Origin of the sequence: Pseudomonas sp. Root401 (genome assembly GCF_001425105.1) — a bacterium.
Classification (GTDB): Bacteria; Pseudomonadota; Gammaproteobacteria; order Pseudomonadales; family Pseudomonadaceae; genus Aquipseudomonas; species Aquipseudomonas brassicacearum.
In genome coordinates this window covers 117,547-142,031 of sequence record NZ_LMDO01000014.1, presented here as the reverse complement: position 1 = coordinate 142,031, position 24,485 = coordinate 117,547, and the positions used below count along the sequence as shown (strand labels likewise).

The 24,485-nt window shown below is 61.4% G+C and carries 25 protein-coding genes; 10 read left to right on the top strand and 15 right to left on the bottom strand.

Annotation, left to right across the window (positions count from 1 at the left end; genetic code table 11):
* Nucleotides 1-102 precede the first annotated feature (102 nt).
* Both ASC85_RS14110 and ASC85_RS14105 read left to right on the top strand, forming a co-directional pair.
* Nucleotides 103-2,157 carry a S9 family peptidase gene (locus ASC85_RS14110; RefSeq protein WP_057449795.1) on the top strand — a complete coding sequence of 685 codons (2,055 nt, stop codon included), beginning with the start codon at nucleotides 103-105 and terminating at the stop codon, nucleotides 2,155-2,157.
* A 246-nt stretch (nucleotides 2,158-2,403) separates the two neighbouring features.
* A complete protein-coding gene (locus ASC85_RS14105) occupies nucleotides 2,404-2,877 on the top strand; it encodes a cyclic nucleotide-binding domain-containing protein (RefSeq protein ID WP_057449793.1) in 474 nt (157 codons plus the stop codon).
* A 181-nt stretch (nucleotides 2,878-3,058) separates the two neighbouring features.
* On the opposite strand, the gene ASC85_RS14100 is transcribed toward ASC85_RS14105, so the two are convergent.
* Nucleotides 3,059-3,346 carry a hypothetical protein gene (locus ASC85_RS14100; protein ID WP_057449792.1) on the bottom strand — a complete coding sequence of 96 codons (288 nt, stop codon included), beginning with the start codon at nucleotides 3,344-3,346 and terminating at the stop codon, nucleotides 3,059-3,061.
* Between the two features lie 72 nt (nucleotides 3,347-3,418).
* Between ASC85_RS14100 and ASC85_RS14095 the strand changes: the two genes are divergently transcribed.
* The 4 genes from ASC85_RS14095 to ASC85_RS14075 all read left to right on the top strand — a co-directional run bounded on the left by ASC85_RS14095 (nucleotide 3,419) and on the right by ASC85_RS14075 (nucleotide 7,236).
* Complete coding sequence (locus tag ASC85_RS14095) at nucleotides 3,419-4,105, top strand: spermidine synthase (protein WP_003184244.1); 687 nt, start codon at nucleotides 3,419-3,421, stop codon at nucleotides 4,103-4,105.
* A 48-nt stretch (nucleotides 4,106-4,153) separates the two neighbouring features.
* Nucleotides 4,154-4,528 (top strand): YajD family HNH nuclease, encoded by a 375-nt coding sequence (locus tag ASC85_RS14090; RefSeq protein ID WP_003184246.1) that lies wholly within the window; start codon nucleotides 4,154-4,156, stop codon nucleotides 4,526-4,528.
* A 291-nt stretch (nucleotides 4,529-4,819) separates the two neighbouring features.
* Complete coding sequence (locus ASC85_RS14080) at nucleotides 4,820-5,074, top strand: DUF2933 domain-containing protein (protein ID WP_057449788.1); 255 nt, start codon at nucleotides 4,820-4,822, stop codon at nucleotides 5,072-5,074.
* A 2-nt stretch (nucleotides 5,075-5,076) separates the two neighbouring features.
* Entirely contained in the window at nucleotides 5,077-7,236 is a 2,160-nt protein-coding gene (locus ASC85_RS14075; RefSeq protein WP_430458890.1) for a copper-transporting P-type ATPase, read from the top strand.
* A gap of 71 nt (nucleotides 7,237-7,307) precedes the next feature.
* On the opposite strand, the gene ASC85_RS14070 is transcribed toward ASC85_RS14075, so the two are convergent.
* Nucleotides 7,308-7,640 (bottom strand): DUF2790 domain-containing protein, encoded by a 333-nt coding sequence (locus ASC85_RS14070; RefSeq protein ID WP_057449786.1) that lies wholly within the window; start codon nucleotides 7,638-7,640, stop codon nucleotides 7,308-7,310.
* 241 nt (nucleotides 7,641-7,881) lie between these two features.
* Here ASC85_RS14070 and ASC85_RS14065 point away from each other — a divergent pair, with 241 nt between their 5' ends.
* A complete protein-coding gene (locus ASC85_RS14065) occupies nucleotides 7,882-8,352 on the top strand; it encodes an RNA methyltransferase (protein ID WP_003198862.1) in 471 nt (156 codons plus the stop codon).
* A gap of 77 nt (nucleotides 8,353-8,429) precedes the next feature.
* Nucleotides 8,430-8,807, top strand: a complete 378-nt coding sequence (locus ASC85_RS14060; protein WP_003198860.1) for a YgaP family membrane protein — start codon at nucleotides 8,430-8,432, stop codon at nucleotides 8,805-8,807.
* A gap of 122 nt (nucleotides 8,808-8,929) precedes the next feature.
* On the opposite strand, the gene ASC85_RS14055 is transcribed toward ASC85_RS14060, so the two are convergent.
* The gene (locus tag ASC85_RS14055) at nucleotides 8,930-10,159 is read right to left on the bottom strand and encodes a hypothetical protein (protein ID WP_057449784.1); all 1,230 of its coding nucleotides are present in this window, start codon (nucleotides 10,157-10,159) and stop codon (nucleotides 8,930-8,932) included.
* A gap of 32 nt (nucleotides 10,160-10,191) precedes the next feature.
* A complete protein-coding gene (locus ASC85_RS14050) occupies nucleotides 10,192-10,641 on the bottom strand; it encodes a YcgN family cysteine cluster protein (protein WP_014337060.1) in 450 nt (149 codons plus the stop codon).
* Between the two features lie 160 nt (nucleotides 10,642-10,801).
* Between ASC85_RS14050 and ASC85_RS14045 the strand changes: the two genes are divergently transcribed.
* Entirely contained in the window at nucleotides 10,802-11,395 is a 594-nt protein-coding gene (locus ASC85_RS14045) for a nitroreductase family protein (protein WP_057449782.1), read from the top strand.
* Nucleotides 11,396-11,600: 205 nt separating this feature from the next.
* On the opposite strand, the gene ASC85_RS14040 is transcribed toward ASC85_RS14045, so the two are convergent.
* The 6 genes from ASC85_RS14040 to ASC85_RS14015 form a co-directional block, all read right to left on the bottom strand.
* Nucleotides 11,601-12,533, bottom strand: coding sequence for a D-2-hydroxyacid dehydrogenase (locus ASC85_RS14040; RefSeq protein ID WP_057449780.1), 933 nt, complete (start codon nucleotides 12,531-12,533; stop codon nucleotides 11,601-11,603).
* 126 nt (nucleotides 12,534-12,659) lie between these two features.
* The gene (locus ASC85_RS14035; RefSeq protein ID WP_003198853.1) at nucleotides 12,660-12,953 is read right to left on the bottom strand and encodes a YcgL domain-containing protein; all 294 of its coding nucleotides are present in this window, start codon (nucleotides 12,951-12,953) and stop codon (nucleotides 12,660-12,662) included.
* A complete protein-coding gene (gene rnd / locus ASC85_RS14030; protein ID WP_003198851.1) occupies nucleotides 12,950-14,083 on the bottom strand; it encodes a ribonuclease D in 1,134 nt (377 codons plus the stop codon). The genes ASC85_RS14035 and rnd overlap by 4 nt, the downstream gene beginning before the upstream one ends.
* Nucleotides 14,084-14,204: 121 nt before the next feature.
* On the bottom strand, nucleotides 14,205-14,846 hold the full coding sequence (locus ASC85_RS14025) for a class I SAM-dependent methyltransferase (RefSeq protein WP_057449778.1): 642 nt from the start codon (nucleotides 14,844-14,846) through the stop codon (nucleotides 14,205-14,207).
* Between the two features lie 68 nt (nucleotides 14,847-14,914).
* Nucleotides 14,915-16,564, bottom strand: coding sequence for a phosphoethanolamine transferase (locus ASC85_RS14020; RefSeq protein ID WP_057449776.1), 1,650 nt, complete (start codon nucleotides 16,562-16,564; stop codon nucleotides 14,915-14,917).
* A 165-nt stretch (nucleotides 16,565-16,729) separates the two neighbouring features.
* Complete coding sequence (locus tag ASC85_RS14015; RefSeq protein WP_162254875.1) at nucleotides 16,730-18,097, bottom strand: glutamine synthetase family protein; 1,368 nt, start codon at nucleotides 18,095-18,097, stop codon at nucleotides 16,730-16,732.
* Nucleotides 18,098-18,634: 537 nt separating this feature from the next.
* Between ASC85_RS14015 and ASC85_RS14010 the strand changes: the two genes are divergently transcribed.
* Nucleotides 18,635-19,567, top strand: coding sequence for a LysR family transcriptional regulator (locus ASC85_RS14010; RefSeq protein ID WP_057449773.1), 933 nt, complete (start codon nucleotides 18,635-18,637; stop codon nucleotides 19,565-19,567).
* 3 nt (nucleotides 19,568-19,570) lie between these two features.
* Here the strand turns inward: ASC85_RS14010 and ASC85_RS14005 are convergent, their stop codons facing one another.
* The 5 genes from ASC85_RS14005 to ASC85_RS13985 form a co-directional block, all read right to left on the bottom strand.
* Nucleotides 19,571-19,936 (bottom strand): 5-carboxymethyl-2-hydroxymuconate Delta-isomerase, encoded by a 366-nt coding sequence (locus ASC85_RS14005; RefSeq protein WP_003198841.1) that lies wholly within the window; start codon nucleotides 19,934-19,936, stop codon nucleotides 19,571-19,573.
* Nucleotides 19,937-20,038: 102 nt separating this feature from the next.
* Nucleotides 20,039-20,962 carry a LysR family transcriptional regulator gene (locus ASC85_RS14000; protein ID WP_057449772.1) on the bottom strand — a complete coding sequence of 308 codons (924 nt, stop codon included), beginning with the start codon at nucleotides 20,960-20,962 and terminating at the stop codon, nucleotides 20,039-20,041.
* 350 nt (nucleotides 20,963-21,312) lie between these two features.
* On the bottom strand, nucleotides 21,313-23,397 hold the full coding sequence (locus ASC85_RS13995; protein WP_057449771.1) for a DUF6311 domain-containing protein: 2,085 nt from the start codon (nucleotides 23,395-23,397) through the stop codon (nucleotides 21,313-21,315).
* Entirely contained in the window at nucleotides 23,394-23,729 is a 336-nt protein-coding gene (locus ASC85_RS13990) for a GtrA family protein (protein ID WP_057449858.1), read from the bottom strand. The genes ASC85_RS13995 and ASC85_RS13990 overlap by 4 nt, the downstream gene beginning before the upstream one ends.
* Nucleotides 23,730-23,773: 44 nt before the next feature.
* Nucleotides 23,774-24,484, bottom strand: a complete 711-nt coding sequence (locus ASC85_RS13985; RefSeq protein WP_057449769.1) for a class I SAM-dependent methyltransferase — start codon at nucleotides 24,482-24,484, stop codon at nucleotides 23,774-23,776.
* Nucleotide 24,485 lies beyond the last annotated feature (1 nt).

Below are 24,485 nucleotides of genomic sequence, written 5' to 3'. Positions count from 1 at the left end.
GCTTTTCGCTCGTCAGGCTGCCCCGGCGTCTGGCGAATGGCCTGTGTGGTTGGTTCTGTCCAGGCCACGTGTCCCTTTTCGTACAACGTTCGAGAGCCTTTCATGTCCCTATCTGCCCACGTTTCCAACGCCCCGATTGCCCGCAGGGACCCCGGTGTTGACCCATACGCCTGGCTGCAGGAACGCGACACCGACGCCGTGCTCGACTACCTCAAGGCGGAAAACAGTTACCAGGAGGCGCAACTCGCCGACCAGGCCGAACTGCGCGAAACCCTGTTCCAGGAGATCAAGGGTCGGATCCTCGAGACCGACCTGTCGCTGCCCTCGCCCTGGGGCCCGTACCTGTATTACACCCGTACCACGGCCGGTGACGAATACCCGCGCCACTACCGCTGCCCGCGTCCGGCCGATGACAGCCTGAGCGTGGATGAAAGCCGTGAACAACTGCTACTGGACCCGAATGTGCTGGCTGGCGGCGGCTTCTTTTCCCTGGGCGCTTTCAGCATCAGCCCCGACCACCAGCGCCTGGCCTACAGCCTGGACACCACGGGCGACGAGATCTACACCCTGTTCGTGAAGGAATTGTCCAACGACAAGGTCAGCGAACTGTCCTTCGCCGATTGCGACGGCAGCATGACCTGGGCCAACGACAGCCTGACGCTGTTTTTCGGCGAGTTGGACGACACCCATCGCCCCCACAAGCTCTGGCGCTATCGCCTGGACGGCACTGCCGCCGAAGAGGTGTTCCACGAACCGGACGGGCGCTTCTTCCTGCACTGCTATCGTTCGAGCTCGGAAAAGCAGTTGATCCTGTCCCTGGGCAGCAAGACCACCAGTGAAGTCTGGGTACTGGACGCCGCACAACCGCAGCGCCCCTTTACCTGCCTGGCGCCCCGCGTGGAAAACCATGAATACGACGTCGACCACGGCCTGCTCGATGGCCAATGGACCTGGTTGATCCGTAGCAACCGCGACGGAATCAACTTCGCCCTGTACCAGGCCGCCGATACGGGCGTGGCGCCGACCGAGGCCGACTGGCAGAACCTGATCCCCCACAGCGACACGGTAATGATCGACGGCCTGAGCCTGAACGCCGGGGCCATGACCTTGAGCCTGCGCGAAGGCGGCCTGCCAATCATCGAGGTGCACCCACAGGGCTTGCCGGCCTATCGGGTGCAACTGCCGGACGCGGCCTACAGCCTGCATGTGCAGAACAGCCTGGAGTTCGTCAGCGATCGCATCCGCCTGCGCTACGAGGCCCTGAACCGGCCGGCGCAGATCCGCCAGTTGGACCTGGCCAGCGGCGCACAGGTCGTGCTCAAGCAAACCCCGGTACTGGGCCCGTTCGACGCCGATGCCTACGTCAGCCAGCGGCTTTGGGCGACGGCGCCGGACGGCACCCAGGTGCCCATCAGCCTGGTAGTCAAGCGCGAAGCCCTCGGCCAGCCGGTACCGCTGTACCTGTACGGCTACGGTGCCTATGGCGAAAGCCTCGACCCGTGGTTTTCCCACTCGCGGCTGAGCCTGCTTGATCGCGGCGTAGCGTTTGCCATCGCCCATGTGCGCGGCGGCGGCGAACTGGGGGAAGCCTGGTATCGCGCCGGCAAGCAGGAACACAAGCACAACACGTTCAGCGACTTCATCGCCTGCGCCGAACATTTGATCAGCAACGGTTTCACCACCGCCGAGCAACTGGCAATCAGCGGCGGCAGCGCCGGTGGCCTGCTGATCGGCGCGGTGCTCAATCAACGTCCGGAGCTGTTCAAGGTGGCGATTGCCGAGGTGCCGTTCGTCGACGTGCTCAATACCATGCTCGACCCGGACTTGCCGCTGACCGTCACCGAATACGACGAATGGGGCAATCCAGAGGAGCCGCATGTTTATGATCGGATCCGGGCCTACGCCCCGTACGAAAACGTCAGCGCCCAGGCGTACCCGGCGCTGCTGGTAATCGCCGGTTACAACGACAGCCGTGTGCAGTACTGGGAAGCGGCCAAGTGGGTGGCGAAATTGCGCGCCACCAAGACCGACGACAACCCCCTGCTGCTCAAGACCGAACTGGGCGCCGGCCATGGCGGAATGAGCGGGCGCTACCAGGGATTGCGTGACGTAGCGCTCGAATATGCATTTGTCTTGAAGGTTTTGAGGGTGGCCTGAGGAACTCTGTGGGATGGCTGGGTCTTAGCTCCATGCGCCGGGCCCAGATAAACCCCAGTCCAATGTAGGAGCAAGACTTTGTGGGAGCAAGGCTTGCCCGCGATACAGGCGACTCAGTTCTGTCTGTCAGATCAAACTGATGCCATCGCGGGCAAGCCTTGCTCCCACAAGAGTCTGTCTCAGAGGTCTACTTACACCCGGGCCAAACTGAACCTGCAACAAACACAAGAAAAAGACCGTGCCAACATGTCAGAACCGACCTTACTGAACAAAGAAATCCGCGACTGGTTGATGGACTGCGGTCTGTTCGACCAGTTGCTGCCTGTCGACTTCGCCGCGGCGTCGGGCTATTTCAGCATCAGCGCCATCGCCGAGGGTGAAGCGATTTTCCACGAGGGCGATGCCGGCAGCTTCATGTGCATCATCCACACCGGCCAGGTGGCCGTGCAGAAAACCGGCCCCGACGGCCAGCCCGTGACCATCGCCACGCTGCGCAGCGGCCGGGCATTCGGCGAAATGGCCGTGCTCGACGGCGAACGGCGCTCGGCCAGTTGCATCGCCGCCAGCGATTGCCAGTTGCTGAACCTGGGCAAGGACTCCCTGGAAAAAATGCTTAACGATGCTCCCAAGATCGCCGCCAAGATCATCCGCGCCCTCGCCGTCTCCCTGTCCAAGCGCCTGCGCATGGCTGATGGGCAGTTGTTGTCGCAGCAGGTCTGACCTCCCTCTGTCAGTTGAAACACAGAACCTGTGGGGAGCCTGTGGGAGCAAAGCTTGCTCGCGATAGCGGTGTTGCATATGTCGACGTCATCGCGAGCAAGCTTTGCTCCCACAGAGTCCACCTCAATGCCCGAACTCACAGGTTTTTACCATTCAGTTGTTTCACCGACGGGCTTCAGGTCTACCCCCCCGGCGACTTGGCCTTCACCGGCTTGGGCTCCATGCCCGGTATCGGCTGGTCCTTGGGCGGCTTGGGCATTTCGATCGGTGGTAACAAGGGCGGCCCACCGCTTCCGGGGCCAGCCTTGGGCACACCGTTGGGCGTGACCGGCGGATAGGGCATGGGAGTGGCGGTGCCAGGCGACCCGGGGATGCTGGGTGGGTTGACCGGAATCGTCGGTTGTTGAGCCTGCGCGCAACTTATTGGGAGCGCCGCCAGGGCAATGGCCGTTAGAATGATGTACTTCATCAATGGCTCCGTGGCTATTGTCTGCTTTAAGGCTAGTCGTTACCGCGCGGTTTGCCCTCCTACGAGATTTCCATGAAACGTTTCGTTCTGCTCGACACCACACCCATCCCTGATAACGGCGGTGCCCTGTGCCTGTTCGAGTACGGCGAAGACTTCGTCATCAAGATCCAGGGCGGTGACGGCGGGCAGTTGATGAACACCCGCATGCACGGTTCCGAAGATGCCCTGGCAGAAATTCCTTGCCGCAAGGTGGCCGGTCGTCCCGGCTCGCGCGTGCTGATCGGCGGCCTCGGCATGGGGTTCACCCTCGCCTCGGCCCTCAAGCACCTGGGCAAGACCGCCGAAGTGGTGGTGGCCGAACTGGTGCCCGGTGTGGTGGAGTGGAACCGTGGCCCCCTGGGGGAAAAGGCCGGGCGGCCGCTGTCGGACCCGCGCACAGTGATCCGCATGGAAGACGTGGCCAAGGTGCTGCAAGCCGAACCCCAGGGTTTCGACGCGATCATGCTCGATGTCGACAATGGCCCGGAAGGCCTGACCCAGAAAGCCAACAGTTGGCTGTATTCGGCGGGAGGCCTGGCCGCCTGCGCCAAGGCCCTGCGGCCCAAGGGCGTGCTGGCGGTCTGGTCGGCCAGCGCTGACCGGCAGTTTTCCGACAAACTGAAGAAGGCCGGCTTCAAGGCCGAAGAGGTGCAAGTGTTCGCCCATGGCAACAAAGGCACCCGCCACACCATCTGGATTGCCGAGAAGCTCAAGGGCTGAGCTAAACTCTGTCCAACCGTCATCCGTCTTGTCTACAAAGGTGAACCCATGAGTTCGTCAACGCCACCGTCCAACACCGCCAAGCTGGACCGCATCCTCGCCGATGCCCAGCGCGACCGGGAGATGGGCTACCGCGACAAAGCCCTGAAAATGTACCCCCATGTCTGTGGCCGCTGCGCCCGTGAGTTTTCCGGCAAGCGCCTGAGCGAACTGACCGTTCACCACCGCGACCACAACCACGACAACAACCCGCAGGACGGTTCCAACTGGGAACTGCTGTGCCTGTACTGCCACGACAACGAACACTCGCGCTACACCGACCAGCAATATTTCGGCGACGGCTCCCTGAGCACCCCGAAAATCGCCAAGGCGACCCACAACCCCTTCGCCGCACTGGCCGGGTTGATGAAGAAGGACGAGTAACTGGCCGTTGTGGCGAGCGGGTTTATCTTGCGCTGCAAAGTGTTGCTCCACAGATCCAATCCCCTCACTCGACTGTGGAGCGGCTGCCTAGGCCGCTTTCATGGCCCCGCTGACAAATCTGCAATGCCCCCGTCAGGTCGCTGACAGCCTCGCACCTTTAGCATGCTCGCTACTTCCCTCATTTGCAGGTGAAGTAAGCCAAGGTTGATGAATATCAATCTGCCAAAGCCCTCCCTGCCTATGCTGTGGTTATCGGTGGCGGTGGCTCGCCTGGCCTGAAGGAGCGACACCATGAACACTCATCAACCCCCAACTGGCGCAACGCCATTCTGGCGGGGCAAGACCGGCATTGTCTTGATCATGTTGTTGGCCATCGGCCTCTTCTACCTGGCGCGAGAACACTTCAGCCACATCGCGGCGAATTGGCCGTACCTGATTCTCCTGATATGTCCCTTGATGCATGTCTTCGGACACGGACATGGCCATGGCGGTCATGGACGACATGGCGAACCACCCGTCAATCGCAGGGATCAGGAAGGCCCCTAGCCATGGCCGACACTCCAGTGCACGTTCACCACAGTGCTTCAGCGCCCAGCGGCGACATGGCGACTGAATATACCTGCCCCATGCACCCGGAAATACGCCAACCCGGCCCCGGCACCTGCCCCAAGTGCGGCATGACGCTGGAACCGGTGATGCCCGCGCTGGAAGAAGAGGACAATCCAGAACTCAAGGACTTCACCCGCCGCTTCTGGTGGTCCCTGCCGTTGACGGTGATCGTCACCGTACTCGCCATGGCGGGGCACGCCTTGTCGCTGTTTCACGGTGAAACGCAAAATCTCGTCGAGTTTTTCCTCGCGACACCCGTGGTCCTGTGGGCAGGCTGGCCGTTTTTTGTGCGGGGAGTGGCGTCCGTTCGCCAGCGTAGCCCGAACATGTGGACCCTGATTGGCCTGGGCACCGCGGCGGCCTATCTCTACAGTGTCGCCGCCACGTTTTGGCCTGGAGGATTTCCCGCCGCGTTCATGCAAGAGGGGCGGATCGGCGTCTACTTTGAAGCCGCCGCGGTGATCATCTCCCTCACCTTGCTGGGGCAGATGCTGGAGCTCAAGGCTCGCTCGCAGACGTCGGCCGCCATCAAGTCGCTGCTGGGGCTGTCCCCCAAAACCGCGCGCCGGATCAATGCCGATGGCCAGGAACAGGACATCCCCCTGCCCCACGTCCATCAGGGTGATCACCTGAGGATCAGGCCCGGTGAAAAGGTCCCGGTCGATGGTACGGTGCTCGAAGGTGAAAGTGCCGTTGACGAGTCGATGCTCACCGGCGAGCCGGTTCCGGTGATCAAACGCGCCGGGGACAGCCTGATCGGCGCCACGATCAACACCCACGGTAGCTTGGTGATGACGGCGCAGAAGGTCGGCGCCGAGACCGTCCTGGCGCAAATTGTTCAGATGGTCGCCCGGGCCCAACGCTCGAAAGCCCCTATGCAGCGCATGGCCGACGTGATCGCGGGTTATTTCGTCATGGGCGTGATTGCCATCGCCGTGCTGACCTTTTTCGGCTGGGGGCTGTTAGGTCCCGAACCTGGCTGGGTCTTCGGGCTGATCAATGCCGTCGCCGTGCTGATCATTGCCTGCCCCTGTGCGCTGGGGCTCGCCACCCCCATGTCGATCATGGTGTCTACCGGCAAGGCTGCCAGCCTGGGCGTGCTTTTCCGGGACGCCAGCGCCATCGAGAACTTGTGCAAGATCGACACGCTGATCGTCGATAAGACCGGCACCCTGACCGAAGGGCGCCCGGCCTTTCACAGCGTGAAAGCCACCCAGGGCTTCGACGACCGCCAGGTGCTGCTGTTGGCCGCCAGTCTCGACCAGGGCAGCGAGCATCCCCTGGCCCACGCCATCGTCGATCACGCACGAGCCGAGCATCTTGAACTGATCAAGCCGGCTTCATTTGAATCCGGCAGCGGCATCGGTGTCAGTGGCCAGGTGGACGGCAAGCAGGTCCACTTGGGCAATACCGCCCTGATGAACGCCGCCAGCATCAGCGTCAGCCCACTGCAACAACAGGCCGAGCAGCTACGCGCGCAAGGCATCAGCATTATCTACATGGCAGTCGACGGTGTACTGGCCGGGTTGCTGGCCGTCTCGGACCCGATCAAGCCGACCTCCAGGGAAGCGGTCAGCCGGCTCAAGTCTCACGCCATAAAAATCATCATGGCCACCGGCGACGGCCTCACCACCGCACGCGCCGTGGCCAGGGAGATGGGCATTGAAGAGGTCCATGGCGAAGTCAAACCCGAGGACAAGGAGCGCCTGGTGGCGGACCTGCAGCACGATGGCCGCCAGGTCGCGATGGCGGGTGACGGAATAAACGATGCTCCCGCCCTGGCTCGAGCGAACGTCGGCATTGCCATGGGGACAGGTACGGACGTAGCGATGAACAGCGCCCAACTGACCTTGGTAAAAGGCGATTTGATGGGCATCTTGCGAGCCCGCACCCTTTCGGTGGCAACCGTTAGAAACATGCGCCAGAACCTCGGCTTTGCCTTCCTCTATAACTCGATGGGTATTCCGTTGGCAGCCGGCCTGCTGTATCCCCTCACCGGTCACTTGCTCTCGCCTATGATTGCCGCCATCGCCATGAGCGTGAGTTCGGCGTCGGTGGTGTTCAATGCCTTGCGGTTGCGTAACACGCCAGCACAATAATCCGCACAAAAACAGGCGCCACCAGGGCGCCTGACCGTCTCAAAACCAAAGGAGAACAAACGAGACGGTAATCAGCCGCCATTCGGACAGTTATCACCCAGGAGCCTGTATTCCAGGGTATTGAGCTTGCCGTTCGAGTCTTCGTAAGTCATGCGCGACGGTCCGACACCACAGCCTTTATTGGCCGGTGTAATGCTCACCACTTTTTTTACATCGAGCTTCATGCCGTATTCGTAATGAATGATTTCGGCGACGGCTTTGTCGTTTTCGGCGGCGTATCGCGCCATGGCTTGTTGATTGTTCTGGATCATCTGGCCATAAACCCGGTCACCTCCGCCTTCCGCCAAGGCAAGGGAAGAAAGGGACAGGATCGAAACGGCGAGCAAGGCATCAAGGGTCTTCATGAGGAACTCCAGCAGTCATTTGTCAGGCAAACCATAACGACTGGTGCCTTTCACGACGCTGGCGGGGACGTTACCGATTGGTCAGGTTCGTGAACAGGTAACCGACCATCACCCCCCACAAGTCCAATGTGGGAGCGAGCTTGCTCGCGATGGCGATCAAACAAACACCACACATCTCGAAACTGACCACCCTCCCCCATTCCCCGTATAATCGCGCCTTTTCCCCAAAGGCACCCCGCCCGTGGCCAACAAACGCTATAGCTGCATCGGTCTGTTCAACCCCAAGTCACCGGAAAACGTCGGTTCGGTCATGCGTGCCGCCGGCTGCTACGGCGTGGCGTCGGTGTTCTACACCGGCAAGCGCTATGAGCGTGCCGCCGACTTCGTCACCGACACCAAGAAAGTCCACTACGACATCCCGCTGATCGGTATCGACGACCTGAAGAAAATCCTGCCCCTGGGCTGTGTGCCAGTGGCCGTGGAACTGGTGGAGGGCGCTCGCCCACTGCCCGAATACACCCACCCGGACCGGGCGCTGTACATTTTCGGCCCGGAAGACGGCTCGCTGGACAAGGACATTCGCGACTGGTGCGAAGACGTGGTGTACATCCCCACCACCGGCTGCATGAACCTGGCCGCCACCGTCAACGTCGTGCTGTATGACCGCATGGCCAAAGGCAACAACACCCGTTCGGGGCCGCAATTCCGCTGATCGGTGCAACATTCGATTGAACAAGACAATCGCTCGGGCAGTCAGCTTTATACCAATCCCCATACTGGAGACAGATCATGAGCGATAACAATCCGTTCGAGCCGATTGAGACCACCCCTTTCCAATCCCATCCACCACAAAACGTGCATGGCTGGGAACGCATTGGCTCACTGGCCGGCGGTGTGCTGATGATGGGCAAGGGCTTGCGCCGTGGCGGTGTGCTCGGCCTGGCTCAACTGGCGATCGGTGGCATGGCGCTGGCGCGGGGGATCACCGGGCATTGTTCGGCCAAGGCCTTGTTGGAAAAGAACCGGCAGAACCTCAGCAACGCCCGCGCTCGCATCGAACAGGCCGGTGATGAGCTGAGCCGCCTGAAGGCCAATGCCGAGGCGGCGACTGGCACGGCTACGGTGACGGGGAATGATTCGTTGGATTCGCCCAAGGTTGGGCTCTGATTTTGTGGTGAGGCTGATGGCCTCATCGCGGGCAAGCCTTGCTCCCACACTGGATCTTCGCCGGATGAGATATTTGGTACGACTCAATCCTGTGGGAGCAAGGCTTGCCCGCGATAGCGGTATTACTGAATTAACTTGGTATCCAGCACAGTAGAGCTCCCATCCAGGACACTTTCACTGAGCTGAACGAACTCCTTGGTATCCACTGTCTCCAGCCGCATCGCCCCCTGCAGCACATCATCCAGCGAACGCTTGTTACGGGTTTTCAGGCGAATCTCGCGGTCCAGTTCCTGCAATAGCAACACCGCCTTGGCCACTGCCCCGGGGCTGATCTGTTCGCCGCGCAAGGTGGTGACGCCCTTGCTGTCGCGGGCGAGCCGGTCGTTCAAGGTCTGATAGCGCTCATCACTCAGGCCGCCGGCGCGGCGCAGCAGTTCGATGGCGTAGTACTCGGTCAGCCCCTCGCTGATCCAGTCGCTACGATCATGATCATTGACCCTGGCCAGCGCCTGCACCAACTCCCGCAACAATGGGCTACTGCCCCGCTCGCTGACCAGCGGCGGTCGGCTGTGCAGGTAGATTGAGTCATGGCCGGCCTGGGCGCCACGCCACAACGGATCACCGGCGCCGACAATCAGCAACTTGGCCGGATGGCGCGGCACCAGCGCCTGCACCTGCGGCCAGACGAATGTCAGCAGCGTCAACACATCCATCCGGCGCATGCCCTGGCCTTGGGGCGAGGCCACCGTCACCTCAGTTTCGCCCAGGCGGGTGCGGCGGCTGCCCAGTTTGCCGGCGAGCATCCAGCCTGTCGGGCGGTCGAACAGGCGCGAGGGGTTGTCGATGCGAAAACGTTGCTTGCCGATGCGCGGCCAGGGCGTCTCGATGCTTTTCCAGCCATTGGGCAATTCAACTTCAAGACGGGCCACCAGTTCGACGCCGTCCTGCTGATCGAGCTTGGCCGACGGCACCAGGTCGTCGCCGCGCAGCAACGCCCACGTCGGGGTCATGCGGGTTTCAAAAGTGGCGTTCTTGCGCGCATGGCTGATGCGCACGCGGTAGCTCAGGCTGGCCTTGTCGGCTGACGGGCGCCAGACACCTCGCGCCTCTTGGCCGGGGGTGAGTTGCCATTGGCCGTCGGCCTTGAAATCGCTGTAGCGACTGCCGTCGCCAAGGTCGAAATCCAGGCTGCGCACCGCCGCTCCCCGGGCCAGGGTCAGGCGCACTTCGGCCTGATCGCTCTGGGGCAACAGGTGCACGTGATAATCCAGATCGACTTTCTGCGCCGCCCACAGCGGCCCGCACATCGCCAGCAGCCCGGCCGCCAGCATCCGTTTCAATCCTGCAGCCATGGGGTCTCCCTGGTGGTGCGCCGCCCGGCGGTTCAGCCGGCGCGGAAAATCAGATGATCTTCCCAATCGTCTTCCGGCACGCTGCCTTCGGCCAGCATACGCCCGGACTGGGAAATACGTTCGTGGTGCACGGCATCGCGATCACCGCAGACCAGGTGGTGCCACAACGGCAAGTCCTTGCCCTCGCTGACCAGCCGATAACCGCAAGTCGGCGGCAGCCACTTGAACTCATCGGCCTTGCCCGGCGTGAGCTGGATGCAGTCGGGGACAAAGTCGCGGCGGTTGGGGTAGTCGGTGCACTGGCAGGTTTTCAGGTCCAGCAGTTTGCAGGCGATACGTGTGTAGTAGACGCTGTTGTCGTCTTCGTCTTCGAGCTTTTGCAGGCAGCACAGGCCACAGCCATCGCACAGCGATTCCCACTCCTGCAGGTCGAGCTGATCGAGGGTTTTGCGTATCCAGAACGGTTCGACTTTGGCGGCCATGGCTCAAGCATCAACATCAGGTGGTGAAAAGGCCGACAGTCTAGTGCCCGGGCCTCTTCAGGCCAAGCATTGGCGACTGTCGGTAGGCCGGGACTTGTCAGGCCGGGCGGCGGGACGTAGGTTGCTTCATTGACTTTCCAAACCCCAACCAGGTAAGCCCATGAGTGCCAATCCCCGCATTGCCGATTACGCGATTCACCCTCAATTCATCGAACGCTGGTCGCCCCGCGCCTTTACCGGTGAGACCATTGCCGAAGAAACCCTGCTGGGCTTCTTCGAGGCCGCACGCTGGGCGCCGTCGGCGTACAACTCCCAGCCGTGGCGTTTCCTGTATGCGCGCCGCGACACGCCGAATTGGGAGCGTTTCCTGGGCCTGCTCAATGAATTCAACCGCAGCTGGGCCCAACACGCCTCGGCATTGGTGATCATTGTTTCGAAAACCACCTTCGCCGTGCCCGGCGCCACCGAAGAAACCCCAGCGCAGTCCCACACCTTCGATACGGGCGCGGCCTGGGGCCACCTGGCGCTGCAAGCCAGCCTCAGCGGCTGGCATACCCACGGCATGGCCGGTTTCGACCAGGAATTGACCCGCAAGGAACTGAAGATCCCGGAAGGCTACGCCCTGCACGCTGCCGTGGCGATTGGCAAGCTGGGGGACAAATCGACACTGGCCGAATACCTCCAGGCCCGCGAAACCCCAAGCCCGCGCCGGCCGTTGAGCGAACTGGTGGTAGAAGGCGATTTCAGCCTGTAACCCCACTTTATGACCGCTGAAGACCCACTGTGGGAGCGAGCTTGCTCCCGCCAGGCTGTGTTGTAGGAGCTGTSGAGKGCAACGAGGCTGCGATCTTTCCCCAGACACTTGAATCTCAAGCGAAAGATCAAAAGATCAAAAGATCAAAAGATCGCAGGCTTCGCCAGCTCCTACAGGGCGGGACGGAGCACGCTCCCTCGCCAAGTCAGTATCCCCGGGTGAAGTCCACTTCACCCCGCAGTGCGTCGCCCGCCTGGTAGGCCCGCAGGTTTTCCAGGAACAACTGCACCATCATCGGTGGCGAGGTCGGTGCCGAGCTGTGGCCGGTCAGCAGCAGGCCCCAGGCGGTCCAGAAGGGGTGGCGCTGCGGCAGCGGCTCCTGGCGGCAGACGTCGATCACCGCACCGGCAAGGTGCCCGTCCTTCAGGGCTTGCACCAGGTCCGCATCCACCACCGCCACGCCGCGTCCGACGTTGATGAATAAGCCGGTCGGCTTGAATTGCTTGAACAGCGCCGCGTCGTACACATCATGGGTATCGGGGGTGTTGGGCAGCAAATTGATCACGTAATCCGCCTCGCCCACCAGGCGTGGCAGATCCTTCAGCGCCCCGACCTCGATGAACGGCGCCAACGCCCGGGCGTCGCGGGCAACGCCATACAACTGCACACCGAACGGCACGAGGAACTGCGCCACACGCTGGCCGATATCCCCGGTCCCGACGATCAACACCTTGCGCCCGGCCAGGCCTTGCCCCTGGCGGTTGTCCCACTTGCGCTCGACCTGGCTGACCAGACGTGCCAGCACCTCGCGCTCATGGCCGAGCATGTAGGTCAGCACGTACTCGGCCATCACCTGGCCGAAAATGCCCACCGCACGGGTCAGGCGGTAATTGCGCGTCAAACCCTCGGCCAGCAACGGCGTGATGCCTGCCCAGGTCGATTGCAGCCAGTTGGGTCTATGGCCCTGACGCAACAGAGTGGCCAGCAGATCAGGCTGGCCGAGCCAGACCGGACAATCGGTGGCCAGTCGCGACAATTCGGCGGAGTCGCCGCTGGTCAGGACTTCAATATCGGGTGCCGCCTCACGCAGAAGCTGGGCGTACACCGGGTGGTCGTGTTCGGCAATCAGAACGCGCATGAATCAAACCTTTCAAAAACAGTGCAGACAACCGCCGACAGAGTGTCGCTCCATCCCTGCGATCGTCGTCAATAAACCATTCCAGTGTGTTTAAGGAGGCATCCAGGACAGGTGCCTCCAATACCCTCAGACCGGGTCGTTGCGGCGCAACAACTCTTCGGGCAAATGCTCGATGTATTCATCTTCGGCCGGTGGCATCTGCAAGTGATAGCCCTGGGTGTCGAGGTTTTCCAGCACCTTGTTGATGTCCTCCCGGGACAGCGCCCGCTCAGGGCTCAGCACCAGGTCGAAGGCATGAATCGCCTTGCCAAAGGCGGCCATCAACGGCTCAGGTACACGCTCCAAGGCATCGCTCTTGAGCACATACAGGTACATCTCGTTTTTCTTCGAGCTTCGGTAGATGGAGCAGATACGTTTCAAGGCTGTTCTCCGGCAGTGGCCAGGCTGTCGAGCAGCGCCTGGCCCATCAATTCGCGGCGCCAGCCACGCAGCGAATCGGGCAATTGGTAAGGGCCCTCGGGGAAGCCGCTCTTGATCAGCGCTTCGAGGGTTTTCTTGCGCAGCATCAGCTCCGGGGCAATTTCCAGGCGCTCGGCTTCTGCCTGCCCCAGCGCCCGCAGACGCTTGACCAGGGCCGAGGCCTCGATGGGCAATGGCTCGGCCACCGCCGGCGGCCATTGCTCGGGCGGCACGCTGGCGGCGCGCTGGATCAGGTCCAGCAGAAACTGGCCGTCCTGGCGCACGGTGCGCGGGTGCATGTCTTCGATCTTCGCCAACGCGCCGAGGTTATCCGGCTGGGTACGGGCCAGGGGCCACAGCGAATGCTCGCGAATGATGCGATTGCGCGGCAGGTCACGGGCCCGCGCCTCGCGTTCGCGCCAGGCGCACAGCTCGCGCAGCACGGCCAATTGGGCGCGGGACAGTTTCCAGGCGAGCTTGGCCTCGCGGTAGACCTCGTACGGGTCGACTTCGCGACGCAGGTTGGCCACCAGTTCGGCGCCGTCCTCCAGGACCCAGCGGTATTTTTCGTCGGAAAGCTTCGGGCGCAGCAGTACGAAAACTTCTGCCAGATGCACGGCATCCTCTGCCGCGTAGCTGATCTGCGTCTCGGACAGGGGCCGCTGCAGCCAGTCGGAACGGGTCTCGCCCTTGGGCAACTCGATACCCAGGACTTCCTGCACCAGCCGCGAATAGCCCATGGAGAAACCCAGGTTCAGGTAGGCAGCGGCCAATTGAGTGTCGAACAGCGGCGCAGGCAGGCTGCCGGTCAAGCGCAGCAGCACTTCAAGGTCTTCGCTGCAAGCGTGCAACACCTTGAGCACCGCCGGGTTTTCCAGCAGTGCGGCCAAGGGTTGCCAATTGTCGATAGTCAAGGGGTCGATCAGGTAGGCACGCTTGCCGTCGCCGATCTGCAATAAACCGGCAATCGGATAAAAGGTGTCGACCCGCATGAATTCGGTGTCGAGGGCGACGAATGGCAACTGCTGCCACTCGGCGCAAAACTGACCGAGGCTATCGTTGTCGCGAATCCAGTGAATATCGATGGCCACACGGCTCTCCCTTGAAGAATGGCGCGCAGTATATATCGCCGCCAGCGATTGCGAGCATCCATCGAGCAGCAGCCTAAGAGAAATCGCCTGCGAAAAAGCAAGAATAGTCCTACATCAGGACTTAACCGGTCTTACGCAATACATAAACACGCGTCAGCGCGAAACCGGGCAGGAAATCCTGATACCAGAGCACGTTAAAACCGGCCTGGCGAAACTCGGCCTCGAGATTGGCCTTGTCGGCCAGGCTTCGTTGCGGCGCCTGGCCGATTTTGAGGCGTCCTTCGATTTGCGCCGAAACGATCACCGTGTCGCGACTGACCCGATGAAATTCGCGCAACAGCGCCAGGCGATGCTCGCTGGCGCTGACGTGGCGAAACAGTTGCAGACAACAAATGCAATCCACCGCGTTGGCCGACAGCCCGATGGTGAACGCCGAACTCGGGAAGGTCTTGACCCGTTGGAGCAACGCGCCACCATGGTGGGTGAGCGCATGTTCGAGCATGTCCGGCGACGGGTCCGCCGCCAGGATCACCCGGTTGGCGTGCTCGGCCAGCACCGGCCAGAACCGCCCCGCGCCACAGGCCACATCCAGCACCAACCCGGGCTCGCCCGCCACCTTCAGGGCGTTGCGCAACATGTGTTCGTCGCGCCAGAACGCCAGGCGCAACCGTCGAGGCGTCGGCCGACAGCAGACCTGCGCATGTTCCTGGTCATGCTGCCTGGCGAACTCAAGCTCGACGGTGGATGGGGGTAGCCCGGACATACGAACGGCTCTTGGAAAAGATTGAATGACAGGTTAACCAACGCTGCGTGAAAAAAAGGTCCAGGCCATCACTCCCGCGCCAGGACACCATCAATCACCGCACCGCGACAGCCGGCGAACAGGTCCAGGTCCCGGTTGTAGACCTGGCTGTTGACTTCCAGCAACCCGAGCATCGAGTGAAACAGGTTGTCCTGGCTCAAGGGCTTTTCCCGACTCAGTTGCAGGCAATGGGTGTCGACCGAGAAAGACTTCTGATAGCTGTCGGAAAACCAGGCAAGCATCGCCACGTGTTTCTGTTGCTCCGGGGCGAGCATGTAGGGCGTGCCATGGAGAAACAGGTTGTATTCGCCCAGGGACTCGCCATGGTCCGACAGGTACAGCATGGCCGTGTCGACCTTGTCCTGGTTGGCCCGCAGCAGATCGATCAGGGTCGAGAGCACATGGTCGGTGTACACCAGCGTGTTGTCGTACCCGTTGACGATGCTCTCGCGGCTGCAATTGTTCAGCGCGTTGCTTTCGCACACCGGGGTGAAATGCTCGTATTCCTTGGGATAGCGTTTGAAGTATTCCGGCCCGTGGCTGCCCATCTGATGCAGCACCAGCACCGTGTCCTTGTCGAGGGTATCGATGAAATGCTGCAGCCCCTGGAGCAGGATTTCGTCACGGCATTCGCTGTTCGCACACAGGTCTGGATCCTTCAGATTGCTCACATCCTGCACGGTGACCCGGTCGCAGGTGCCCTTGCAGCCAGACTGGTTGTCCCGCCAGATCACCTCCAGTCCGGCGCGCTTGAGCACATCCAGCAAACCCTCTTCATTCTTGGCGATGCTGGCGTCGTAGTTCTTGCGCCCCATGTTGGAAAACATGCAAGGCACCGACACGGCGGTTTCAGTGCCGCAGGACTGCACGTCGGTGAAGGCGATCAGGCCGGCCTCTTTGTCCAGTGTCGGTGTGGTATCGCGGTTATAGCCGAGGATGCCGAAGTTCTCGGCCCGGGCACTCTCGCCCACCACCAGCACGGTCAGGGATTTGCGGCCGTGGGTTTGCCAGGCCGGGTTGCGGCTCGCGTCCTCGCCCAGGGTGATGAACGGCTGCTTGGCCGACGCGACCTGCTCACGCAAGTAGCCGAACGAAGCACCAATGTAATTGCTCGGCACAACCATCAACCGCAACTCGTGGTGGTTGCGAAACAACGAAGACAGACCTTGGTAGTTGGCCAGGGCGACCATGCCGATCACCGCGGCCGACGCCACGCCGACCAGCAACTTACTTAATAATTCTTTGGGCCAGCGACGATAGTTGATCGGTGTCTTGAACAATAACCAGCAAGGTAACAGCCCCAACAACCCGATATAAACAAACAACTTCAGCGACAACAGATCACGAACTTCCGTGGCATTGGTTTCAGCAAAGTTGCGCAACATGCCAGCGTCGATCAATACGCCGTACTGGGCCATGAAATACGCCACGCCAGCGCTGATCAGGAACAGCAGCATCAGCACAGGCTTGAGCAGCGGACGGAAAGCCACGAGCGTCAACATCAGGTTGAACGCGCTGAAAATCATCAGGCCAAACGCCAGGCACATCAGCAGGCCATGAGCATCAGCCGTGGTGATCGTTAGCAAGTGTTGCCACAGGACGATGTTGAAACCCACTAATAAAAAGGCACTGGCGACCAGTGTCACCCACTCGGGGCGCACGGCTTTAATGGTCAGCATGATGGTTGACGGCTTCCTGAAAGTTGCTCTTTGAAAAAGAAGTGCCGCAGAAAATGTGAAAATTTCATTTCCTACGGCAACACAAACTTTAGGTAGCTCACCATCAATTTTTCGTGAAAAAGTTGCTACTAAATAATTATTTAAAAAACCGGTGGCCAGCCTGTTTCACGCCTGATTCAAATACCAGCGCCAGTCCTGCTCCCCGACTTCCCCCATGAATTGACGGTATTCGGCGCGCTTGACCGCCAGATAAACGCCAAGAAACTCATCGCCAAACGCTTCCCGCGCCCAGGCCGATGCCTCAAGAGCCCGCAGGGTGGTGAGCCAGTCGGTGGGCAGCAGCTCGGTCGCCTGGGCGTAGCCGTTGCCTTCGACAGGTTTCCCGGGATCGCACTGTTCACGTAGGCCGCGATGAATGCCGGCCAATATCGCCGCCGCAGCCAGGTAAGGGTTGGCATCGGCGCCGCAGATACGATGCTCGATGTGCCGCGAGAACGCCGGGCCGCCCGGCACTCTCAGGCTCACGGTGCGGTTGTCCACGCCCCAGGTCGCCGCCAGCGGTGCGTAGCTGTTGCTTTGGAATCGCCGGTAGGAGTTGGCGTTCGGACAAAACATCAACAGCGAATCGAGCAACGTGTCGAGCATCCCACCCACCGCATGGCGCAACAGCGGCGTGCCGTCGGCGGCTTCACTGGCAAACAAATTGTGGCCGTCGCGGTCCGCCAGGCTGACATGCATGTGCATGCCAGAGCCCGCCAAGTGATCGAACGGCTTGGCCATGAAGCAGGCCTGCATGCCGTGCTTGTGGGCCACGCCCTTGACCAGTCGCTTGTAGCGCACCGCTTCATCCATGGCTTGCAAGGCATCGCCGCGGTGTTCGAGGGTGATCTCCACTTGTCCCGGTGCGTATTCGGAAATGGCGGTCCGGGCCGGAATGCCTTGCAGCTTGCACGCAGCGTACAGATCGGCCAGGAACGGCTCGATCTGCTCCAGCTCGCGCAAACCGTAGACCTGGGTAGCACGCGGTCGGCCACCGTCGGCATCGCGCGCCGGCTGTGGCCGGCCTTGGCTGTCGCGTTGCGCGTCCAGCAGATAAAACTCCAGCTCCGCCGCCATCACCGGGTAATAACCGTCGGCCTGCAAGGCCTCGATCACTTGGCTGAGCAGATAACGTGGATCGGCGATGGTCGCCGGCATGCCCTCCTGGGGATGCATGCTGACCTGCACGGCGGCCGTGGGAATCAATCGCCACGGCATGCGCTGCAAGCTGCCGCTGAGGGGATAGGCACGGCAATCGATGTCACCGACGTCCCACACCAGCCCGGAATTTTCCACATCATCGCCATTGACGGTCAGCCCGAGAATCGTACTGGGCAGCGGCCGGCCACTTTCGAAGACCGCCAGCAACTCGTCCCGATGCAACAACTTGCCCCGGGGCACGCCGTTGTTGTCGAGGATGAACAGCTCGAACAGTTCGATATCAGGGTTTTGCGCAAGGAACGCCTGGGCGTGTTGCACGGGGGCGAAAGAAATCTTGGCAAGGCTCATGAGAAGGCTCGTATTTCCATGTCGGACGGGCGACAAGACACCGTCAGTCTGTGCTCGCCGTTGAGCGAGCACTGCGAATGATCAACAGGTAATACGAGTATCTGGAGGACGGGCGTGACGGCAATGCCAGAGCGCCCAAAAGGCCAGCTCGGAGGGCAACGCACTGAGGGTTGGGGCCATGGCAGGCGTGAACCGGCCGACCGGATCGACCGCGGCAGATGAAGGGTATTGGAATGCCAGGGGCCAACCGTCCATGAGCACATCACAGGAAACACATTGAACAAGCGTCCCACGGCCCCCCTGGGAGGTTAAACATGGATTTGATGGAGCTTGGATCGCAGCGAACTAAACATAGGCAAACCAAACAGTCGTTGATCGACACGTCGTGTTCACTACATTATCTGTCCCGTTCCCGACCATGAAAACGCCTGCATGGCATTCTCTTGGCACGATCGTTCCGTTAGGATCGTCAGCCTGGTTTGCGCAAAATCCGCGCAAGGAGCACAGCGAGAGACAGAACGGATGCTGAACAGTAACTCCCTCAGAAAGCTCGACATGCAAGACCTCATGGTGTTTAGCGCCGTGTACGAGCAAAGCAGTGTCACCGGCGTGTCCGAGGCATTGTGCGTCAGTCAGTCAACCGTCAGTTATTGCCTCAAGAAACTGCGAACCTGTTTCGAAGACGAGCTATTCATCAACACCCGTACCGGTATGCGCCCCACCTATAAGGCCGAGGGCATGTACGACCATGTGCGCGCCATTTTGCAAAGCATCAACCTGTGCCATGCCGGTACACCCACCTTCGATCCGACCCGGCAGGCCATTACCTTCAATATTTGCGCACCGGAATACTTCGAGCAACTGATCCTGCCGCAACTGCTGCAGGGCTTCGATTACGCCAATCTGCCGGTGGTGGTGAACGTGCACAAGCTCGAAGCCGACATTCCCGCCGAAGAATTGCGCGACGGCAGCCTGGACCTGGTGATCTGCTTCGGCCCGAACTTCCACAGCAACCATGCCGATTTCAAAGCCCGGCAGTTGCTGGAGGAGGACCTGGTTTGTGTCGTGGATAAACGGGCGACGCCGCTTGAGCCGCAACTGAGCCTTCAGTCTTTCGTACGGCGTCGACACGTGTTTCCGACGCCCTGGTCGTCAGCGACCAACATGGTGGACGGTTGGCTGTCGCAGCAGGCACAACAACGCCAGATTGCCGCCCGCGCCAACAGCTACAGTGCCGCACTGAAGATGATCACCGGCACCGACTTCATCCTGACCCTGCCCCGCCGCATCCAGAAACTGCTGGCCAACGAGGCGATCTTCAATCATCACGAAGCGCCCCAGGGCCTGCCGGGGTTCACCCTGAACATGCAGTGGAGCCTGGCCGTCGATCAGGACAGCGCCAACGCCTGGCTGCGCGAACAGATCATCAAGGCCTGCGCCGCCCGCGACACTTGATCGTCATTGACCGATCAAGGCCTTGGCATACGGGCCTCGATCGATGTCGAGGATTTCCACGCACAGTTGCACGCTAACGTCGGCCGGCCATGGCCCCAGTTCCTGGATCACGGCCAGCAGGCTATCGGCCAGTTGCTTCTTGATTTCCGGCGAGCGACCGCTCAGCAAGGCCAGCTTCACGTGCACGAAACCCCGCTCGCCCAGCCCCGTGCCCACCCGGAAAGTCTCGAGTTTCACGGCCCGGCTCTTGATGTCCAGCTCGGCGGCGAATTGGCCAGAGGCTACCAGAGCATTGTTCAGGCGCAACAATGCGACATCGGCCTTCAGCTCAGGCAGGTTGGCGGTGTACTCCATGTGCAGGTGAGGCATGTGTTCGACTCCGATTCGAAAATATGACAAGGGGATTTCAGCCGTCACAACCTTACCTCGACTTTAAACGTTGGGGCAGGTTTTGTTTCGCAGCCGGCCGGGTCAGGGTTGCGCCAAGACCCCACGCTCGCCCATGAAGGCCTCCAAGCGCGACCGCAACCACCGCTCGGCCGGGTCACTGTCGACATGGCTCAGCCAGACCATGGACAAATCCAGGGTCGGGGTCTTGAAAGGAAACGGTTCGTTGAACAGTTGGCCCGAGGCGGCCATGGCGACGGCGGTATAGTCCGGCAGGCTGGCGATCAGGTCAGTGCCGGCCAGCAACGCCGGCAATGCACTGTATTGCGGCACCGACAGCACGACCTGGCGCGTGCGTCCGATCTCGGCCAGCCACTCATCGGCAAACCCGGCGACGTTCGCGGTATGGGACACCAGCACATGAGGTCGGGCGCAATACTCGTCCAGGGTCAGCGGCGCGTCCGACGCATCGGCGCGCAACACGCGGGGCTGGATGTGTCGCAACAATTTGCGCTTGGCGTTGGCCGGCAGACCGCGCGTCTGGCTGATGCCCACGGTGATGTCGCCCGATGCCAGCAAGTCGGGGATGCGCCAGTAATCGACGTGCTGCACCACGAACACGATTTGCGGCGCCTCTTGCCGCAGGCTGCTCAACAGGGGCGGCAACAAGCCGAACTCGACGTCGTCCGACAGGCCGATGCGAAACGTCATGGTGCTGTTGGTGGGATCGAAATCGTGGGTCAGGCTCAAGGCCACCGACAGCGAATCGAGCGCCGGTGATAGGTGCCGGATGATTTCTTCAGCCCGGGCCGTCGGCTCCATGCGGTGGCCGACGCGAATGAACAACGGATCGTTGAACATCTTGCGCAAACGATTGAGGGCCGAGCTGATGGTCGGTTGACCCAGGAACAGTTTTTCCGCCACCCGTGTCACGTTACGCTCGAGCATCAGCGTTTCGAAAACCACCATCAGGTTGATGTCGGCCTTGCGCAATTCGTTGCGGTTCATCCACTGCCCTCGATCCTTGATTGGATGCAGTGTAGAAACGCCAGGGGCTGCGCGTCTATGCGCAAAAAGTCCGGGCGCCTATGCAGGTGGCGAGGGAGCTTGCTCCCGCTCGGCTCTGTAGGAGCTGGCGAAGCCTGCGATCTTTTGATCTTTTGATCTTTTGATCTTTCGCTTGAGACTCAAGTGTCTGGGGAAAGATCGCAGCCTCGTTGCACTCGACAGCTCCTACACAGCTCCTACACAGCTCCTACACGGCTCCTACACAGCTCCGACACCGCGCCTACACGGCGCCTACACAGCGCCTACGGGCGCAGCCCAGTGGAGCAATCGCGGGCCCAAGTGGAAAAGACCTACCTCACGGTCAGCGATTTCAGCCCCAGCGCCATGACTCGCTCATCCCCCCCCAACCCCAGCGCCTTGGGACTGATGGCATCGGGCAAGTGGAAATGCACGCGCAACGGCCCATCCGCGCCCATCGCTTCACGAATGGCCGGTGTCAGGGGCAGTTCAAAGGTGTTGTCCTGCAGGCGCGTGAACTGCGTCGACAGCGCCGCCACACCGTTGATCGAGACGTCCACTCGCTGGCGCGCGTGCTGGGGCTGCACGAACGCCGCCGCTTCGATCGAGAGGGCGCGCGCTTCTGGCGGTATGCGCAAGACAATCTCAGCCTCGGTTCCTTCCGACCAGGTGCCCCAATCCTCGACGCGTCCCCAGCCGTCGGCCAACATCGGGTTGATTCGACTGAACACCTGGCGCTCGCCGAGCTTCATCTGCACATCCAGCGTCTCATCGGCAAACGGTGGGCATCGGGCACATGACTTCCAACCCGGCGCCAGCACCACGAGGCCATCGATACGGGTCAACAGGTCGGTCTGGCGCTTGACGGTCTTTGCTGCCTGAAGCGCGGCGCCAGGGTCGAGGATGTACAGCGAATCCGCCGCATACTCGCCGCTGGCGAGCATCTGCGCGGCGCGGCGCTGGGCTTGTTCGATCGCCCGGTCGCTCATGCGTCCCAGGTACACGCCATCGGTTTCCAGGCCATGCGTCAGGGCGTATTGGCTGGTCAGCAGCCAATTTTCCGGCTGGTTCTGCGGCTGCAGCGTCCGGACTTTCGAATAATGGCTGGCCGCACTGGCCCAGAACGGATCATTCATGGACGTGGGCCAACTGGAGGCGGCCGGCATCATCCGGCTCTGGCGCAGGCCGGCCCACCCCGGGCGGGTATCCAGGACTTGCACCAGCAGGGCGATGGCCAGCAGGCACACCGCCGCCCGTGGCTTGTTGCCGCGGATCACCAGGAAAATGACGGCAAATACGATGGCGTAGAACACCGGCCAGAACATCCGGCCGGCCGCGCGAAAGATGTTCGCCAGAAGCTCAAGGGGCCTGGGCAGCCAGTAATGCAGATTCAGCATGCCAATGCCGAGGTGGTTGGTCAGCGAAAACAGCGTCAGCCCGATCAATGCCAACAGCAACAGTCGCCTGTGGCGTACGGCATTCGCCAAACCGGTGTTGCCTTGCAGCAACGCCACGCCGGCGCAGATTGCCAGCATCAGGACGCCCAATCCCAGGTAATTGAAACCTTCATAGTCCCCGGGGCCCTGGGGCATGTCGCGCAAGGTGTGTGACCAGCCGCTGGGGTTGACCAGCGACATCACGTTCAGGCGATACAACCCATAACCGCCCGCCACGGTCCCGCCGCCCACGCTGAAATAACCCGCCTGCCAGCAGCAGAACGCAACCAGCAAAAACAAGCCACCCAGCTCGATCAAGGCATCGCGCCGGGACAACCGGCCCTTGATGGCCTGACTGGCAAGGTCAGCCAGCCAGATCAGCGCCACCATGGCCAACAGGTAGGCATGCACCAACGCTGTCGCGGCCAACAGCACGCCCCAGGCCAGCCGTCGCTTCTGCAAGCCCGGTCGTAGCGCCAGGTACAGGGCCGCCAGGATCAGGAAATGCCCGGACAACGACAGATGCCCGCCCATGCGTAGAAACATCGGCGGCGAAAACACAAACAACCCGGCGCCCAACAACCTGATCCACAGCGACGGCGTCAGCAGGCCGAGCAGTTTCCAGGCGAACCAGGCTTGCAGGATGAAACAGGCCAACAACCACAGGCCAAAATACTGGAATGTCTCGGGCAGCCAGGCACTGAAGGGCTTGAACAGGAACGCCAGCAGCGGGTTGGAATCGGAAAAAATGATGCCGTTGCCCAACTCCAGGCCATAGGAAGGGCTCATGCCCAACGGAAAGGTCCAGGGCGAACTGCGGAAAAACGCCCAGCCCATGTAATGGGTCGCCGCATCGCCCTCCCCCAACCAGCCGATGTTCGTCGGGTCCAGCACCCGCGGGCCGATCACCAGCAGGAACGCCAGCGCACCCAACAGGATGGGCAACAAGCAAACCCAGTAACGCTCACCACGAACGGTCATCGATACGTCCAGAAATTATGTAGGATGAAGGTGAACACCGGGATAATCAGCGCCACGGCTGCGATGCCCGCCAGGTAATCCAGGCCGACACGCTGGGCCACCCAGGCCACCAGCATCGCCAGCCCCAACCCGCCGAACGAGACCACCACGAAACGGCCGAGGGTGCGGCCATGCAAGCGGCTGGAAAAGCTCCAGAGGGTGTTGATCAGGTACGACACCACGGTCGCCACGACAAAGGCGAAACCATTGGCCAGTGGCGGGTTTGCCAGGATCAGGTGCACAAACAGCACCGCAGCCAGCACATGCACCGCCGTGACGAGCAGGCCGGTCATGGCAAAGCGCAAGGCACGGCGCAGCAACGGCGAGTGCGTCCAGGTCACGGCTTCTGCGCCAGGCAGAACACCGTCAGGCCGGCCATACGATTGGCGCCCATGAACGGACGCTCCAGGCTGCACAGAGACTTCAACACGCCATTGACCAGCGGATGATGCCGCGCAAGCTGCGACTTGGCCGGGGCTCCGGACGCCTTGCGCTGCAACAGACGCAGGCCGGCGGCAATGGGAAATACCAGGCCGAAGTAATACGCACCTTGCTGGACCTGCAGACCGGCCTGCGCCACGACACTTTCCAACTGCTTGAGGGTGTAGCGGCGCTTGTGCTCGAGAAAATCATCATGCCCGCTCCAGAGAAACTGGAACGCCGGCACGGTGATCAGGAAGCGGCTGCCGGACGGCACTTTGTCGACGTAGGTCTTGAGCAGCCCCACGTCATCGTCCACATGCTCCAGCACATCCATCAGCAACACCAGGTCGGCGTCGAGCGTGTCGATGGCACGGCGGTAGCGGACCGGTTTACCGGCGGTGCTGGCATCGGAGTCGGCCGGGTAACTGATGTCCACGCACCAGGCCTGGGCCGTTGCGGTATGGGTCAGCAGGTGATGGGAAAAAAAGCCCGACCCGGCGCCCACGTCCAGCAGCGTACTGGCCGAGAAGCCCTTGAGCATGTGCAGCATGGCGCGTGCTTTCGACCGGTAGTACCAATGCTGCTCGATATCGGGACCGAGGATGTCGGTTTCCTTGAGGTCCATG